We start from the raw sequence: 16,138 nt of genomic DNA on the forward strand, positions 1-16,138 counted from the left end.
TTATCGGAATTGGTATAAGATAATGAAGTTAAATATAATGACAGAATTAAGGAATAACGAAAACAGTTAAGCTAAATAATTAGTAATAAAAGAATAAGTATTTAGATAGGTATTTGCCGAAAGGCTTGGAAATATTAAGAAGAGAAAATGGCAGGGGTGGAGAGACTCGAACTCCCAACCATCGGTTTTGGAGACCGCTGTTCTACCAATTGGAACTACACCCCTGCAACGGATTCGAATTATACTGATGAACGACCAAAGGTAAAGGAGTAATTTTGTTTTTTTAACAAATAATTTAACTTTATCGTTTGTTTGCCGTATTTATCGACAAAATGCTAATTAAATCGCCAGTCGCGCATAGTGAGTCAGCTTGCGGTTAGTTGTGAAAATATAAATTATCATTTAAGTTGATAATTTATATAGGGTTAAAGCGTCTTTTGTGTGAATAAAGATAACAAATTTATAGGCTATGAAGGATTTTTACGTTTCATGCATCACTTTAATGCACCTGCTTTCATTCTGCTATATAAGCAATTCAAGTGAATTTACTTGCTATCAAGGTCGTGCAGCTCTAAAATTACGCCTTTTTTAAAACCAGTAAAATAGCCTCAAATATGCGTGTTTCAGATTTTTCTTTTAATTTACCCGAAGAGCTTATAGCTCGATACCCAAAAGCCGAGCGTACTGCTAGCAGATTAATGAGTCTAAATGGTGATTCTGGGGCTATAACTGATGGTGTGTTTACTGATATTGTAGAGCAATTAAATGCGGGTGATTTATTAGTTTTTAATAATACTCGTGTTATTCCTGCAAGAATGTTTGGTCAAAAAGCCAGTGGCGGTAAAGTTGAAATATTAATTGAACGTATAGTTGGTCAACATACTGCACTTGCTCATATTCGTGCGAGCAAATCGCCGAAAGTTGGTAATGTTATTTACTTAGGTAATGAGTTAGGTAATGAATTAGAGCAAAACTCAGTAGATAACGTTGAGCCAAGCCCATTTAAAGCAACTATGGTTGCGCGTCACGGTGCATTGTTTGAATTAAATTTTGACAGCGATAAAACAGTTTTAGACGTTTTAGAGCAAATTGGCCACATGCCATTACCACCTTATATCGACCGACCTGATGAAGACAGCGATAAAGAACGCTATCAAACCGTTTATAATGAAAAGCCAGGCGCAGTTGCAGCACCAACGGCAGGCTTACATTTTGATGAAGCGTTATTAGAGAAGATTAAAGCTAAAGGTGTAGATCTTGCTTTTGTTACTTTACATGTTGGCGCAGGAACTTTTCAGCCTGTAAAGGTTGATGAAATTACCGACCATGTTATGCACGCAGAATACGTCGAAGTATCAGATGAAGTAGTTGCACAAATTGCGAAAACTAAAGCGGCAGGTGGCAGAGTGGTTGCTGTTGGTACAACCTCTGTGCGCTCTCTTGAAAGTGCAGCAAAAGCTTCGGCAGAAAAGGGCGAAACCTTAGGCGCTTTTTATGGTGATACCGATATTTTCATCACCCCTGGGTCTGAATTTCGGGTTATTGATGCCTTGGTAACTAACTTTCATTTATCAGAATCTACGTTACTTATGCTGGTTAGCGCATTTTCAGGTTACGAAAATATTATGAAAGCATATCAACATGCCATTGCTGAGCAATATCGATTTTTTAGTTATGGCGACGCTATGTTTTTAACTAAGCAAAAATCCAGCAAAAATTAAGTGAAAGTTAACCGTAAAAGCACACAAATAGATTCTATTTCAATCAATTAGCTAAATAGCCAATTAACACAACTAACCGCTAGCCTGTTTCGCTAGTAGGTAAAGGTAAAATTATGACAGAGCAAGTAAAAAATAAAATGACTTATGAGTTAATTAACACTGACGGTAAAGCCCGACGTGGTCGATTAACTTTTGATCGCGGCGTAGTAGAAACTCCAGCATTTATGCCTGTAGGTACATATGGCACTGTGAAAGGTATGAAAACTGATGAAGTTGAAGCTACAGGCGCAGATATTATTTTAGGTAATACCTTTCATTTAATGTTACGTCCAGGTACAGAAATAATTGAACAGCATGGCGGTTTACATGGTTTTATGAATTGGGATAAGCCAATTTTAACTGACTCAGGTGGTTTTCAAGTTTTTAGCTTAGGAAAAACGCGTAAAATTACTGAAGAAGGTGTACGTTTTAGCTCTCCTGTTAATGGCGATAAAATAATGTTAACGCCAGAACGCTCAATGGAAGTACAAAAAAGTTTAAATTCAGACGTTGTGATGATTTTTGACGAATGTACGCCATATCCTGCGAGTCATGAAGAATCGAAAGACTCAATGGAGCTTTCACTTCGTTGGGCGCAACGTTCAAAAGACGCACACGGTGATAGCCCAAATGCTTTATTTGGTATTGTGCAAGGTGGCATGTATGAAGACTTACGTGAAGTATCAATTAATGGTTTAAAAGCGATTGAATTTGATGGTTACGCCATCGGTGGTTTGTCAGTAGGAGAGCCAAAAGAAGACATGATCCGCATATTAGATCATACCGCCCCCTTGATACCTAAAAATAAACCCCGATATCTGATGGGAGTTGGTAAACCGGAAGACTTAGTTGAAGGTGTTCGTCGCGGTATTGATATGTTTGACTGTGTAATGCCAACACGTAATGCCCGTAATGGTCATTTGTTTGTTAATACCGGCGTAATCAAAATCAGAAATGCAAGTCATAAAACTGATACAGGCCCACTTGATGACACCTGTGATTGTTACACCTGTAAAAATTATTCTCGTGCTTATTTACATCATTTAGATAAGTGCCAAGAAATACTAGGCTCGCAATTAAATACCTTACATAACTTACATTTTTACCAAAAAGTAATGCAAGGTTTGCGTGATGCGATAGAGCAAGGTAAATTAGACGCCTTTGTTGAAGAATTTTATGCATTACGCGGCTTACCCGTACCGCCATTAGCGGCAGGTAGCGAACAAGTTTAATTGTAGGCGGGAATTTATTCGCGCTTTTTATACAAGTAAGTAAAAGTAATAAAAATAGTTACATATAAAAATTCGTATTTTGTATGTAAAAAATTTAAATAATCCAATAGCTATGCAATTTGCAGCTATTTAGCAAAATTAGTAGGAAAAGACACGGAGTTGACGTTAGTCAATGAGTACCTTTGACACCGCAATTTAGTTAAAGAGCAATAAATTAAATAGTTATTATCTAATAATACATAGAGGAATAAAAATGAGTTTATTTATCAGCGAAGCCCATGCCGCAGCAGCTCCAGCACAACAAGGTGGCGGTTTTGAAATGATGATCATGTTAGCTGTTTTTGGTTTAGTGTTTTACTTCATGATTTACCGCCCACAAGCAAAACGTGTAAAAGAGCATAAAGGCTTAATGTCTTCGCTAGCAAAAAATGATGAAGTATTAACGCAAGGCGGTATTGTTGGCAAAATCGTTAAAGTATCTGACGATAAAGATTTTATTGTGATAAGCATTAGTGAAGGTACTGAAGTTACAGTACAAAAAGGTGCAGTAAGCACAGTACTTCCTAAAGGTACAATGAAGTCATTGTAACAGCCAATCTCATTGGCAGTTAATACAGTAACGGCATCAGAAATACTCATTGACGTGCGTCAACTCCGTGTTTCTTCTTTGTTACTGTAATAATTGACTTCGAGCTCAGGATTACAATCAAGTAGTTTCTTTATTGTTTTATCGTCGTTAATTGGCTTTATTTCATCATCAAAAGTACTCATTGACATGCGTCAACTCTGTGCTTTTTCTTTGAACTAAAGCCAACTAACTTAGCTAAAAAAATAAAGTGTTAAGCTGAGTTAACATTAAGTTAAAGCTTCATGTAAATAGCATGTTTTGTTTACTCTAAAGAAATAAAATAAAAAGGAAAGATTGTGTTAAACAAATACCCTTTATGGAAAACACTGATGGTGGCGATGATTGTCGCTTTTGGTGCGCTTTACGCAACACCTAATTTATATGGTGAAGCTCCCGCAGTACAAGTGTCTGGATTACGTGGTGTTGAAGCCGACGCATCAACGCTTGATAATATCCAAGCTCAATTAAAACAACACAATCTTACTTTTGATAGTATTTCCTTAGAAAACGGGCAAGTGTTAACACGTTTTAAAAACACTGAAGATCAACTTAAAGCGCGTGATGTACTTGACGACTCTTTAGGTAATAAATTTTCGGTTGCGTTGAACCTAACGCCAAATACACCAGAGTGGCTTTCTGCTATTGGTGGCACGCCAATGAAGTTAGGTTTAGATTTAAGTGGTGGTGTTAGCTTCTTGATGGAAGTAAACATGAAAGCTGCCATTAATAAAGCACAAGAAAGCATGGTAGATGACTTTCGAGGTGACTTACGTAATGAAAAAATTCGCTACCGAAGCGTTAAAGAAGAAGGCGATGGTGTTGTTGTAATCTTCCGTAAAGTTGAAGATTTAGACGAGGGTGAATCACTATTAAGCAAGCGCTACCGTGACTTACTATTAACTACTGACGAAGATAAGTTAATACTCAGCGCAAAAATGAGCGAGCAAAAACTTAAAGAAGTTCGTGAGTATGCCTTACAACAAAATATTACTATTATTCGTAACCGTGTTAATGAACTAGGTGTTGCCGAGCCACTTGTGCAACGCCAAGGGCAAAAACATATCGTTATTGAATTACCAGGTGTTCAAGATACTGCTAAAGCAAAAGAAATTCTTAATGCCACAGCAACCATTGAGTTTAGATTAGTAGATACTGACGGTGATTTATCACAAGCTTTAAATGGTCGCGTTCCTGCTAGCTCTATATTATTAACAGATAAAGACGGCAAACCAAGTTTACTTAAAAAACGAGTCATGCTAACGGGTGATCATATCACCGATGCAAAATCAGGTTTTGATGAATATTCTCGCCCAGAAGTAAATATTTCACTTGATAGTGCGGGTGGCTCTAAAATGTCAAATGGCACCAAAAATAACATTGGTAAGCCAATGGCAACGGTATTTATTGAATACAAAGCCACAGATAGAAAAGATGCTGAAGGCAATATTATTTTTGAAAAAGTAGAAGAGATTATTTCAGTTGCTACCATCCAAGCTCGTTTAGGTAAAAGCTTCCGTATTACTGGTTCAGGATCTGCTTCTGAAGCACATAACCTAGCATTATTATTACGTGCTGGTGCGTTAATAGCGCCAATTACCATTGTTGAAGAGCGTACTGTTGGTCCAACGCTTGGTGCTGAAAACGTTCAGTTAGGTTTTGAAGCTATCATGATGGGCTTTGGTTTAGTATTCGTATTTATGATGGTCTACTACCGTGCTTTTGGTGTAGTTGCTAACCTTGCACTTGGTGCAAACTTAGTGCTAATTGTGGGCGTTATGTCTATGATCCCGGGTGCAACATTAACATTACCAGGCATGGCGGGTATTGTACTTACCGTTGGTATGGCTGTTGATGCCAATGTACTTATATTTGAGCGTATTCGTGAAGAAATTCGTGAAGGAAAAACTATTCAACAAGCCATTCATCAAGGTTACGAAGCCGCATTTTCAACCATTATTGATGCGAATATTACTACATTAATTGCAGCGTTAATCTTATTCGCTATCGGTACAGGCCCAGTTAAAGGTTTTGCTGTAACATTATCAATCGGTATCATTACGTCAATGTTTACCTCGGTTGTTGTATCTCGCACCATAGTTAATGCTATTTGGGGCGGTAAGCGCCTTGAAAAGATTTCGATATAACTTCCAAATTAAGTAAAAGGCAGAATTAAGATTATGGAAATATTACGATTAAAAAACACGGTTAAATTCATGAGCTATCGAAAGATAGCCATGGTTTTCAGTGCATTGTTAATGATTGCTTCAGTGGTATCATTATCAACAAACAAATTAAATTTTGGTTTAGACTTTACCGGCGGAACTCTTATTGAAGTTGGTTTTCAAGAAGCCGCTAATTTAGAAAAATTGCGTCAAGTGATGAGCAGCAATGGCTTTGACGATGCAAAAGTGCAATTTTATGGCAGTAGCCGTGATGTCGTTATACGTTTAGGTTTACGTGAAGACGTTAAAGCTGAAATGTTAGGTAACGAAGTACTTGATATATTACAAAACTCAACAGGTCAAACTGTTGATATGCGCCGTATCGAATTTGTTGGTGCTAGTGTAGGTGATGAGTTAGCAGAGCAGGGTGGTTTAGCTATGTTAACAGCACTTATCTGTATATTGATTTACGTTGCTTTTCGTTTTGAATGGCGCTTTGCTGTTGGCTCCGTGGTTGCGCTATTTCACGATGTGCTATTAACACTTGGTTTATTCTCTGTATTGCAATTAGAGTTTGACTTAACTGTATTAGCGGCAATATTAGCGGTAATTGGTTATTCACTTAACGATACTATTGTTGTATCAGACCGTATTCGTGAGAATTTTAGAAAAATACGTGAAGGTGAGGCAGAAGAAATTATTAATATTTCTTTAACGCAAACACTTAGCCGAACCTTTATTACCTCAATTACCACATTATTAGTATTAGCAGCTTTATTCTTTCAAGGCGGCGCATTAATTCATGGTTTTGCTACAGCATTACTATTTGGTGTGTTTGTTGGTACTTACTCGTCAATTTATGTAGCGAGTTTAGTGGCGTTAGCATTAGGTATTTCAAAAGAAGATTTAATACCTGAAGTGATTGAAAAAGAAGGCGCAGATCAAGAAGCGATGATGCCTTAGCATTGAACTTATGATTAGTAACATCACCTTTAAATAATAGAAAACCCTATTGATAAAGTGTTTTATAAAAAGCCGAATAATGCGAGTTATTCGGCTTTTTTGTTTGCTTTAGAAAATATATAAAAAGCACTGATTGTTACAATATTTAATATCGGTATAAAAAAATAAGACTATTTAAATAATAAAGGAAAATGTTAATATAGCTATTATTGAGAAGAGTTACTTATCTAGTAATTTACCAAGTAACCTTACTTAAACACTTTTACTTAAACGTTAATTTACAACATTAATTTATAAGCGTTTACCCTAAAAGTTTTTACTTAAGCAGTGCAGAATACATAAATTCGTAATATCAGTCAGTCATTTGTCAGTTTAATATTATCAGTAAAAGAGTTTATCAATTTATTACCTTAAGCCATTAAAATTCAATCGTGGATTGTTTTTGAAAGTAGATAATAAATCATTCTAATACATCACTTTTTAATTATCCGTTTGTATTAATTACCTGTTTTTTATTTATCTAGCCCACTCACCGTCTTAAATTTTCGTCAACAAAAGGATCGCACTCATGATTGATTACCTTTCTATATTTATTTTCTTTTTTGCTGTTATTGATCCTATTGGCACTGTACCCGTTTTTATAGCCGCAACTCGTCAATTTGATGAAAAAACTAAACGCATGATTGCTATTAAAGCAACATTGTTTGCAACAGCTATTCTAATGTTTTTTGTGATAGCGGGTGAGGTGATCCTTAATGCGATGGGGGTTCCATTGTCAGCATTTCAAATAGCAGGTGGCATTGTATTATTTATATTCGCACTCTCGATGATTTTTGGTGATGGTAAGCCTGAAACTGAAATAAAACTAGCAACAAGTGGTAATGAAACAGCAATTTATCCACTTGCGGTTCCCTCTATTGCTAGCCCAGGAGCAATGCTTGCGGCAGTATTAATGACCGAAAATGGTAGATTTAATTTAATAGAACAAACCCTTACTGCGGGCATGATGTTAGCCGTGTTAGGTATTGTTTTTATATTATTAATCGGTGCTAGTTTTATATATCGAGTTGTTGGTAGTAGTGGTGCAAGTATCATTAGCCGAGTGATGGGATTAATATTAGCTTCGGTGGCAACTTCAAACGTCTTGTCGGGTATTAAAACGTCTTTTGCTTTATAGATTATAACTTATCTAACAGTGTAAGTAGTTAGGCAGATTATAACTTAATAGACTTGGCAGACCGCATACTGTATGCTGCACGCCCCTCCATGCTGTCAATTTTTCGAAGATCTGCCAGTATTTTTGATATTTTTTATCTTGTTAAAGAGACAACTTATGAGTAATACCCCTAATACCTCAGCAGAAAGCAGCTTACCAAAAGAAAATTTTGCTGAAACGTTTTCAGAGTTGGGTTTATCTGAAGCAATTTTAAAAGCGGTAACAGACAAAGGTTATACCAAACCATCACCTATTCAAGCACAAGCTATTCCTGCGGTTATTTCAGGGCGTGATGTTATGGCAGCCGCGCAAACAGGTACAGGTAAAACAGCCGGCTTTACTTTACCTTTATTACAACGTTTAAGCAGTAGTAAGTCTAACAAGGTGTCGTCGAATAATGTACGTGCTTTAATCCTAACACCTACGCGTGAGCTTGCTGCACAAATTAGCGAAAGCATAGAAACCTATGGTAAATACTTAAACTTACACTCAACGGTTGTATTTGGTGGCGTTAAAATTAACCCACAAATGATGCGCTTACGCCAAGGTGTTGATGTATTAGTCGCTACGCCGGGTCGCTTGTTAGATTTATATAATCAAAACGCGGTTAGGTTTAGCCAACTTGAAGTATTCATTCTTGATGAAGCCGATCGCATGTTAGACATGGGCTTTCTTCGTGATATTAAGAAAGTAATTTCGGCATTACCAAGAAGCCGTCAAAACTTATTATTCTCAGCGACATTTTCTCCAGATATTCGTGCCTTAGCTAAAACCTTAGTGAATAACCCATTAGAAATATCAGTAAATGCTGAAAACTCTACCGCAGAAAAAGTTACCCAATGGTTAACTGCTGTTGATAAAAAACGTAAAGCTGATGTATTAATTCATTTAATAAAAGAAAATAATTGGCAGCAAGCTCTAGTTTTTACTAAAACAAAGCATGGCGCGAACAAGCTCACTAAACAACTTGATGCTGAAGGGATTACTGCCGCAGCAATACATGGTAATAAAAGCCAAGGTGCACGTACTAGAGCGCTTGCAGAGTTTAAAGATGGCTCGGTAAGAGTACTAGTCGCAACCGATATTGCAGCACGTGGTATTGATATCGACTTACTACCACAGGTTGTTAACTTTGACTTACCTAATGTTCCTGAGGATTATGTTCACCGTATTGGTAGAACAGCTCGAGCAGGCAATACCGGACAAGCATTATCATTAGTATGCGCTGATGAATTAGAATTATTGTGGGATATTGAACACGTTATTCAACAGCATATTGAGCGTAAAGTATTAGATAACTTCGTGCCTGTTAATACGCTAGGAAACTCTCGTCCAATAAGACCATTAAAACCGAAAAAGTCTAAGTTGTTTAAAAAGAGCGGTAAATCGAATGACGGGCGAGGTAAAGTCGAACATAAGGATGGACAACGTTCAGGTAGTAATGCTAATGGCAACAAGCCTAAAACACCTAACGATCAAGCAAGACGTAAACAGCCTGAAAATAATGGTGGTCCTAAGCCCCGTAGACCTAGACGTTAATAACTATTTAATTTAATTTAATAGGTACGTCGTTCTTCAAAAGTAAGTAAAACGCAACCATAAAAGGTTGCGTTTTACTTTGCCGTTAACCGTTGTCGATTATTACTATTTGCAGTGACTAAGGCGCTAAATAACCTAAATTAGTTAATTGTTCGCTTGGAAAAATACCCACAACATCACCAATAACAATTAAGCTTGGTGGTGTGATCTTATGCTGTATCACTAATTCAGCTAAGTTTGAGATATTTCCTTTTACTACTTGTTGATCTTGACGAGTACCTTTTCTAATTACCGCAGCAGGCGTATCTAATTCACGGCCCGCTTTAATAAGCTCTTCAATGATTCTTGGTAAGCTTTTTATACCCATATAAAATACAATTGTTTGCTCTTTATCGCTTAATGCGTTCCATGGCAAGTCTAATGCACCATTATCTTGCACGTTACCTGTAATAAAGGTGCAACTTCTTGCCACTTTACGGTGCGTCAATGGAATGCCCGCATAACTAGTGCAGGCTGAAGCTGCTGTCATCCCTGGAACGATATGGCAAGCTACGCCGTTACTTAATAAAAACTGTGCTTCTTCAGAGCCGCGACCAAAAACAAAAGGGTCGCCACCTTTTAAGCGAACAACTTTCTTACCTAATAAAGCAAAGTCTACTAATAATTGGTTGATACCGTCTTGTGGAACCCTGTGATCTGCTTGCTTTTTACCAACATATATTTGCTGACAATCACTAGGCAACAACGACATGATTTCTGCGCTTACTAAGCGATCATAAATAACCACTTCAGCTTGTTTGATAAAGCGGTAAGCTTGTAAAGTAAGTAAGTCAGGATCTCCAGGTCCAGCGCCTACTAAAGCAACTTCACCAGCAATAAAGGCTTGTTTGGTTTTATTGGTAATTTCCATGTGTTCTCTAATTTATATTTGTTTAACTGTTTGGCGTGCATAAAGCAAAAAAGACGCCACATTACTTTTCTAAAATAATGATAGCGCCTTTTTTAAATATTTTTATGGGGATTAACTGGTTAACAAGTATTTACGAATAATTACTTGCTAAGCGCATCACCTAAATGCGGACGAATCTCTTGTAAAACGTCTTTTAATATACGTGTGTTAGCAGCAACAATATTGCCTGATTGCATATGGTTATGACCGCCAGTAAAGTCAGTTACTAAACCACCGGCTTCAATTACTAATAATTCACCTGCAGCGGTGTCCCATGGTTTTAAACCAATTTCAAAGAAACCGTCTACACGACCAGCAGCAACATAAGCAAGATCAAGTGCTGCTGAGCCAGTGCGGCGCATATCTGAAGTTTTTTGGAATAACGCAGAAAACATTGCCATATAAGCAGCAGTGTGTTGTTTTTGTTTGAATGGAAAGCCTGTAGCTAATACAGTACCAGCTAACTCTTTGTTTTTATTAACACGGATTCTAAAGCCATTTAATTGCGCGCCTTTACCACGGCTTGCAGTGAATAATTCACCGCGAACAGGATCAAATACAACCGCTTGGTCTAATTTGCCTTTTACTTTTAATGCAATAGAAACAGCAAAGTGAGGAATGCCTTTAATGAAGTTTGTTGTGCCGTCTAATGGGTCAACAATCCATTGATAATCGTCATCACTGCCTTTTAAAACACCAGACTCTTCACCGATGATAGTGTGATCTGGGTAAGATTTACGAATAGTTTCGATAATTGCTTCTTCAGCACTACGGTCAACACTTGTTACGAAATCGTTAGTGCCTTTTGATTCAACTTCAACTTTATCAAGTTGCTCTAAAGAGCGAACGATAACTTTACCGGATGTACGCGCTGCGCGCACGGCAATATTTAGCATTGGATGCATATATAGAATACCTATTTGTAAATAAATTTTAAAAGAACAGTAAATCCCAAGCTAACATTGTCTTGGTGATTATTGAAAATATTGACGATTTATATATCTAACTAAAATTTCTATCTAATTACTGTAACCTAGTGACAAAAGCAACTAGCGTAACGAGAAAATAGAATAAAAATAAAATAATACAGATGTAGTGGAAATCGAGCGCGCAAATTATAGCAAATAAAAATTCATTTAGCGATAGAGTAATTAAAAATAATGTTTAATAAATAAACAGTTTTAGAAGAGTGTTCTATTAAAAAAAATAAAATTCATCAAATAAAATATTTACCAAGCTACAAATCAATAATATAGCCTACTTTTGTTAGTCACAGCATTGATCTTCTATGATAGAATACGCCGATAAAATTTGGATACTTTCCATATTCATTAAGTACAGCGTAAGTACAACACAATCACAACGTAATAAAGTAGAGTGAAAATGTCAGATTCTCAACAGGGTTCGCAACAAAATAACGAAACAGGTTCATTATTAGACCGCGTTAAAATAGTATTAGTTAACACATCAGACTGTCGTAATATCGGTAGTGCTGCTCGCGCTATGAAAACAATGGGACTTAGTCAACTGATACTTGTTGATCCAATTGAAATGCCAAACGGCCAAGCACAAGCATTAGCAGCTGGTGCAACTGACGTGTTAGCCAATGCTAAGGTAGTAAGCACTCTAGAAGAAGCGATTGAAGATTGTGGTTTAGTTGTTGGTACAAGTGCGCGTTCACGTACATTACCTTGGCCAATGTTAGAGCCTAGAGACTGTGGCGAAAAAATGATCCTTGAGGCTGAAGAGTATCCTGTTGCGTTAGTGTTTGGCCGTGAAAACAGCGGACTAACTAACGAAGAATTACAAATGTGTCATTTTCATGTACAAATACCAGCGAATCCAGATTACAGTTCATTGAACTTAGCGATGGCAGTACAAACTTTAAGTTATGAAGTGCGTACCAGTTACTTACTTAGCCACGATCAAAACTATCAAGAGCGCAGTACAGGTAACGGTAATTCAATTGCAAAACCAAAAAATGAAGACGATGAGCTTTATCCTGTAATTGAAGAAACTGAACGTTTTTATGAGCATTTTGAAAAAGCCCTTAAATCAACGGGGTTTATTGTAGAAAACCACCCAGGTTTAGTGATGACAAAAATAAGACGTTTATTTAACCGAGCACGGCCTGATGTTAAAGAAGTTAAAATGATGCGTGGTATTTTTGCTTCAATGGAAAGAGCAAGCAAAGACAAATCATAGTTATTATTTTTGGTAGCGAATTTTAAGAAGAATCAAAGAAAGGATAAGTTTATGTTTAGCCGTATCAAAGAAGATATCAACAGTGTCTTTGATAGAGACCCAGCTGCTCGCACCAGTTTAGAAGTATTACTAAATTACCCAGGATTACATGCTATCTGGTTTCATCGTATTAGCCATAAATTATGGCGTGCGAACTGGAAATTATTAGCACGTATATTTTCTACATTTTCACGTTGGTTAACGGGTATTGAAATTCACCCTGGTGCTACTATAGGTAGACGCTTTTTTATCGATCACGGTATGGGGGTTGTTATTGGTGGTACCGCTGAAATCGGTGATGATGTAACACTATATCAAGGAGTTACTTTGGGCGGTACTAGTTGGAAGCCAGGTAAACGCCATCCTACCCTTGAAGATAATGTAGTTGTAGGTGCTGGTGCACAAGTACTTGGTCCTATAACCATAGGTAAGGGCGGTAAGGTTGGATCTAACTCGGTTGTGGTTAAAGACTTACCAGCGGATGCTACAGCGGTTGGTATCCCAGCTCGAATTATTACCAATAAAAAGAAAACCGATGAAGCAGAGCAACGTGAAGCTGTTGCTAAAAAATATGGTTTTGATGCTTACGGTGTTTCAAATGACAATCCAGATCCGGTTGCGAAAGCAATCGGCCGTTTATTAGATCATATGCATTTAATGGACGCTAAGGTAAGTGAACTTTGTAAAGAGGTAAATACCTTAGGTGGTGATGTTTGCTCACAAAACTTACCTGAGTTAAGTGTCGGTGAATTTGATGAAGATGAAAAAGCAGCAGCTAAGCGCCGTGAAGGTAAAGTAGCAAGTTTCGATCCCGAAATATAATCACCTCAACTCACCTAACTTGCTACTTAATAGGAAGTTAGGGTCTTATTATCGATATAAATAATTACTTTGAATTTAATATCTTAAGTAATAGTTGACTAAATTAGTCAACTATTACTTTTAGCCTTATTCTAGTTGTTGTATAATACCCGAGTAAACTACTAAGGTATTAGTTTGACTAATCTGAAAGGTTATGTAGAATGCGCAGCCAACAGGTCATATAAATAAGAAACCTTAGTAGCTCATAAGTAATAGGTTTAATGCTTTTCTTATGGTTTGTTGATAAATGGTTTAAATTTAGCAGTCCTACTAAATTCATTTTAACTAAAGTTTTGAGTACACAATTCAGTATTTGAGAGCAGATTATGAAACTTACTTCTAAAGGTCGTTACGCAGTTACTGCCATGTTAGATGTCACTATTCATGCCGTATCTGGACCTGTTTCTTTGGCTGATATTTCAGAACGCCAAGGCATATCACTGTCTTACTTAGAACAGTTGTTTTCTCGCTTGAGAAAAGAAGGGCTCGTCACCAGTGTTCGTGGACCAGGTGGTGGTTATCGCCTAGGAAGGTGTTCGGCGCAAATAGCGGTTGCAGATGTTATTTCTGCCGTCAATGAAAGTGTTGACGCAACTAAATGCTCAGGCAAAGGTAATTGCCAAGATGGAAACCAATGTTTAACACACTCTCTTTGGGAAGGGTTAAGCAATCGAATTGAAGAATTTTTGCAAAATATCACCTTGTCACAATTAGTTAATAAGCGTGATGTGCAAGATGTTTCTAAGCGTCAAGATGACATACATATTAATGCCAATAAAAGCATAGCCTTAGAAACGTTAATAACTACTAAAAGTGTAATGAACGACTGGTCATAACCAGTTGTGTCGTATTAAAGATTTACTATCGGAGAGAGCAAGCGATGAAGCTTCCTATATATTTTGATTATTCAGCTACTACACCAGTAGACAAGCGTGTTGCAGAGAAAATGATGCAATATATGACTAACGAAGGTCATTTTGGTAACCCAGCATCACGTTCACACAAGTTTGGTTGGCAAGCAGAAGAAGCGGTTGATATCGCCCGTAACCAAATTGCAGAATTAATTAATGCTGATCCACGTGAGATTGTTTTCACTTCTGGTGCAACTGAATCTAATAACTTAGCAATTAAAGGTGCGGCTAACTTCTACAAGAAGAAAGGCAAGCACATTATTACTTGTAAAACTGAGCATAAAGCAGTTTTAGATACGTGTCGTGAATTAGAGCGTCAAGGTTTTGAAGTAACATACCTTGATCCTGAAGAAAATGGCTTAATTGACCTAAACAAATTAAATGATGCAATGCGTGATGATACTGTATTAGTAAGTATCATGCATGTGAACAATGAAATTGGTGTTGTTCAAGACATCAGTGAAATTGGTGAAATGTGTCGTGCACGTAAAATCGTTTTTCATGTTGATGCTGCACAAAGTGCCGGTAAATTACCAATTGACATGCAATTATTGAAAGTTGATTTAATGTCAATTTCAGCACATAAAATGTACGGCCCGAAAGGTATCGGTGCATTATACGTAAGCCGTAAGCCACGTATTCGCCTAGAAGCACAAACACATGGCGGCGGACATGAACGTGGTATGCGCTCTGGTACGTTAGCAACTCACCAAATCGTTGGTATGGGTGAGGCATGTCGTTTAGCTAAAGCTGAAATGGCACAAGATTTAGCACACGTTACAGCAATGCGCGATCGTTTATGGGCTGGCGTAAACAGCATGGAACAAGTATTTATCAATGGTGATGCTGATAAACGTTACCCAGGTAACCTAAACGTGAGCTTCAACTTTGTTGAAGGTGAATCACTTATCATGGCCTTAAAAGACTTAGCGGTATCATCAGGTAGTGCATGTACGTCAGCTAGCTTAGAGCCATCTTATGTACTTCGTGCTTTAGGCTTAAATGATGAAATGGCGCATAGTTCAATTCGTTTTAGTTTTGGTCGTTTTACGACAGAAGAAGAAGTTGATTACGCAATTAACCTAATTAAAGGTGCAATTGGTCACTTACGTGATATGTCACCGCTTTGGGAAATGTTCCAAGACGGCATCGATTTAGATTCTATTGAATGGGCTGGTCACTAAGCGATATAAGTTTTAGTGAACAACACATTATTTAAATAACACTCAATGTCAGATCGCTTCATAGAAAACTGTCTGACACAAGCTAGGAGAATAACATGGCTTACAGCGAAAAAGTACTAGACCATTATGAGAACCCACGTAACGTTGGTTCACTTGATAAAAACGATCCATCAGTAGCAACTGGTATGGTTGGCGCACCAGCATGTGGTGACGTAATGAAGTTACAACTTAAAATTTCTGATACCGGTATCATTGAAGATGCTAAGTTCAAAACTTACGGTTGTGGCTCTGCAATTGCTTCAAGTTCATTAGTAACAGAATGGGTTAAAGGCAAGTCAATTGACGAAGCTGGTAGCATTAAAAATACTGATATTGCTGAAGAGTTAGCATTACCACCAGTAAAAATTCATTGCTCTATTTTGGCTGAAGATGCTATCAAAGCAGCAATTGAAGATTACAAAACTAAACAAGGTAAATAACGGAGAAACC

General features: G+C 37.3%; 15 protein-coding genes and 1 tRNA gene. 12 read left to right on the plus strand and 4 right to left on the minus strand.

What is annotated here, in order from left to right; translation table 11 throughout:
- Positions 1-148 precede the first annotated feature (148 nt).
- Positions 149-225 (minus strand) — tRNA-Trp (locus KO502_RS01165).
- A 389-nt stretch (positions 226-614) separates the two neighbouring features.
- Here KO502_RS01165 and queA point away from each other — a divergent pair.
- From queA to yajC, 3 genes are all read left to right on the plus strand, one after another.
- Positions 615-1,721: a tRNA preQ1(34) S-adenosylmethionine ribosyltransferase-isomerase QueA gene (gene queA, locus KO502_RS01170; RefSeq protein WP_216020720.1), complete on the plus strand. Its 1,107-nt coding sequence runs from the start codon at positions 615-617 to the stop codon at positions 1,719-1,721.
- Positions 1,722-1,858: 137 nt separating this feature from the next.
- Complete coding sequence (gene tgt, locus KO502_RS01175; RefSeq protein ID WP_216020894.1) at positions 1,859-2,992, plus strand: tRNA guanosine(34) transglycosylase Tgt; 1,134 nt, start codon at positions 1,859-1,861, stop codon at positions 2,990-2,992.
- 253 nt (positions 2,993-3,245) lie between these two features.
- Positions 3,246-3,581 (plus strand): preprotein translocase subunit YajC, encoded by a 336-nt coding sequence (gene yajC, locus KO502_RS01180; protein WP_216020721.1) that lies wholly within the window; start codon positions 3,246-3,248, stop codon positions 3,579-3,581.
- 59 nt (positions 3,582-3,640) lie between these two features.
- Here the strand turns inward: yajC and KO502_RS17170 are convergent, their stop codons facing one another.
- The gene (locus KO502_RS17170; RefSeq protein WP_289846758.1) at positions 3,641-3,769 is read right to left on the minus strand and encodes a hypothetical protein; all 129 of its coding nucleotides are present in this window, start codon (positions 3,767-3,769) and stop codon (positions 3,641-3,643) included.
- Between the two features lie 147 nt (positions 3,770-3,916).
- Between KO502_RS17170 and secD the strand changes: the two genes are divergently transcribed.
- The 4 genes from secD (at position 3,917) to KO502_RS01200 (ending at position 9,500) form a co-directional block, all read left to right on the plus strand.
- Positions 3,917-5,764 carry a protein translocase subunit SecD gene (gene secD, locus KO502_RS01185; RefSeq protein ID WP_216020722.1) on the plus strand — a complete coding sequence of 616 codons (1,848 nt, stop codon included), beginning with the start codon at positions 3,917-3,919 and terminating at the stop codon, positions 5,762-5,764.
- A gap of 33 nt (positions 5,765-5,797) precedes the next feature.
- Positions 5,798-6,745, plus strand: a complete 948-nt coding sequence (gene secF / locus KO502_RS01190) for a protein translocase subunit SecF (protein WP_216020723.1) — start codon at positions 5,798-5,800, stop codon at positions 6,743-6,745.
- 568 nt (positions 6,746-7,313) lie between these two features.
- Positions 7,314-7,922 (plus strand): MarC family protein, encoded by a 609-nt coding sequence (locus tag KO502_RS01195; RefSeq protein ID WP_216020724.1) that lies wholly within the window; start codon positions 7,314-7,316, stop codon positions 7,920-7,922.
- Between the two features lie 156 nt (positions 7,923-8,078).
- On the plus strand, positions 8,079-9,500 hold the full coding sequence (locus tag KO502_RS01200) for a DEAD/DEAH box helicase (RefSeq protein WP_216020725.1): 1,422 nt from the start codon (positions 8,079-8,081) through the stop codon (positions 9,498-9,500).
- 118 nt (positions 9,501-9,618) lie between these two features.
- On the opposite strand, the gene cobA is transcribed toward KO502_RS01200, so the two are convergent.
- Together cobA and suhB are read right to left on the minus strand one after the other, a co-directional pair.
- Complete coding sequence (cobA, locus tag KO502_RS01205; RefSeq protein ID WP_216020726.1) at positions 9,619-10,410, minus strand: uroporphyrinogen-III C-methyltransferase; 792 nt, start codon at positions 10,408-10,410, stop codon at positions 9,619-9,621.
- A 140-nt stretch (positions 10,411-10,550) separates the two neighbouring features.
- Positions 10,551-11,354, minus strand: coding sequence for an inositol-1-monophosphatase (gene suhB / locus KO502_RS01210; RefSeq protein ID WP_216020727.1), 804 nt, complete (start codon positions 11,352-11,354; stop codon positions 10,551-10,553).
- A 478-nt stretch (positions 11,355-11,832) separates the two neighbouring features.
- Here suhB and trmJ point away from each other — a divergent pair, with 478 nt between their 5' ends.
- The 5 genes from trmJ to iscU all read left to right on the plus strand — a co-directional run bounded on the left by trmJ (position 11,833) and on the right by iscU (position 16,128).
- The gene (trmJ, locus tag KO502_RS01215; protein WP_216020728.1) at positions 11,833-12,654 is read left to right on the plus strand and encodes a tRNA (cytosine(32)/uridine(32)-2'-O)-methyltransferase TrmJ; all 822 of its coding nucleotides are present in this window, start codon (positions 11,833-11,835) and stop codon (positions 12,652-12,654) included.
- A 9-nt stretch (positions 12,655-12,663) separates the two neighbouring features.
- A complete protein-coding gene (cysE, locus tag KO502_RS01220; protein ID WP_289846759.1) occupies positions 12,664-13,515 on the plus strand; it encodes a serine O-acetyltransferase in 852 nt (283 codons plus the stop codon).
- A 365-nt stretch (positions 13,516-13,880) separates the two neighbouring features.
- Positions 13,881-14,390, plus strand: a complete 510-nt coding sequence (iscR, locus tag KO502_RS01225) for a Fe-S cluster assembly transcriptional regulator IscR (protein WP_216020730.1) — start codon at positions 13,881-13,883, stop codon at positions 14,388-14,390.
- Between the two features lie 44 nt (positions 14,391-14,434).
- Positions 14,435-15,649 (plus strand): IscS subfamily cysteine desulfurase, encoded by a 1,215-nt coding sequence (locus tag KO502_RS01230; protein ID WP_216020731.1) that lies wholly within the window; start codon positions 14,435-14,437, stop codon positions 15,647-15,649.
- Between the two features lie 95 nt (positions 15,650-15,744).
- Positions 15,745-16,128 (plus strand): Fe-S cluster assembly scaffold IscU, encoded by a 384-nt coding sequence (iscU, locus tag KO502_RS01235; protein WP_216020732.1) that lies wholly within the window; start codon positions 15,745-15,747, stop codon positions 16,126-16,128.
- Positions 16,129-16,138: the final 10 nt, after the last annotated feature.

Source organism: Colwellia sp. E2M01, assembly GCF_018860585.1.
In the GTDB taxonomy this organism is placed as follows: domain Bacteria; phylum Pseudomonadota; class Gammaproteobacteria; order Enterobacterales; family Alteromonadaceae; genus Colwellia.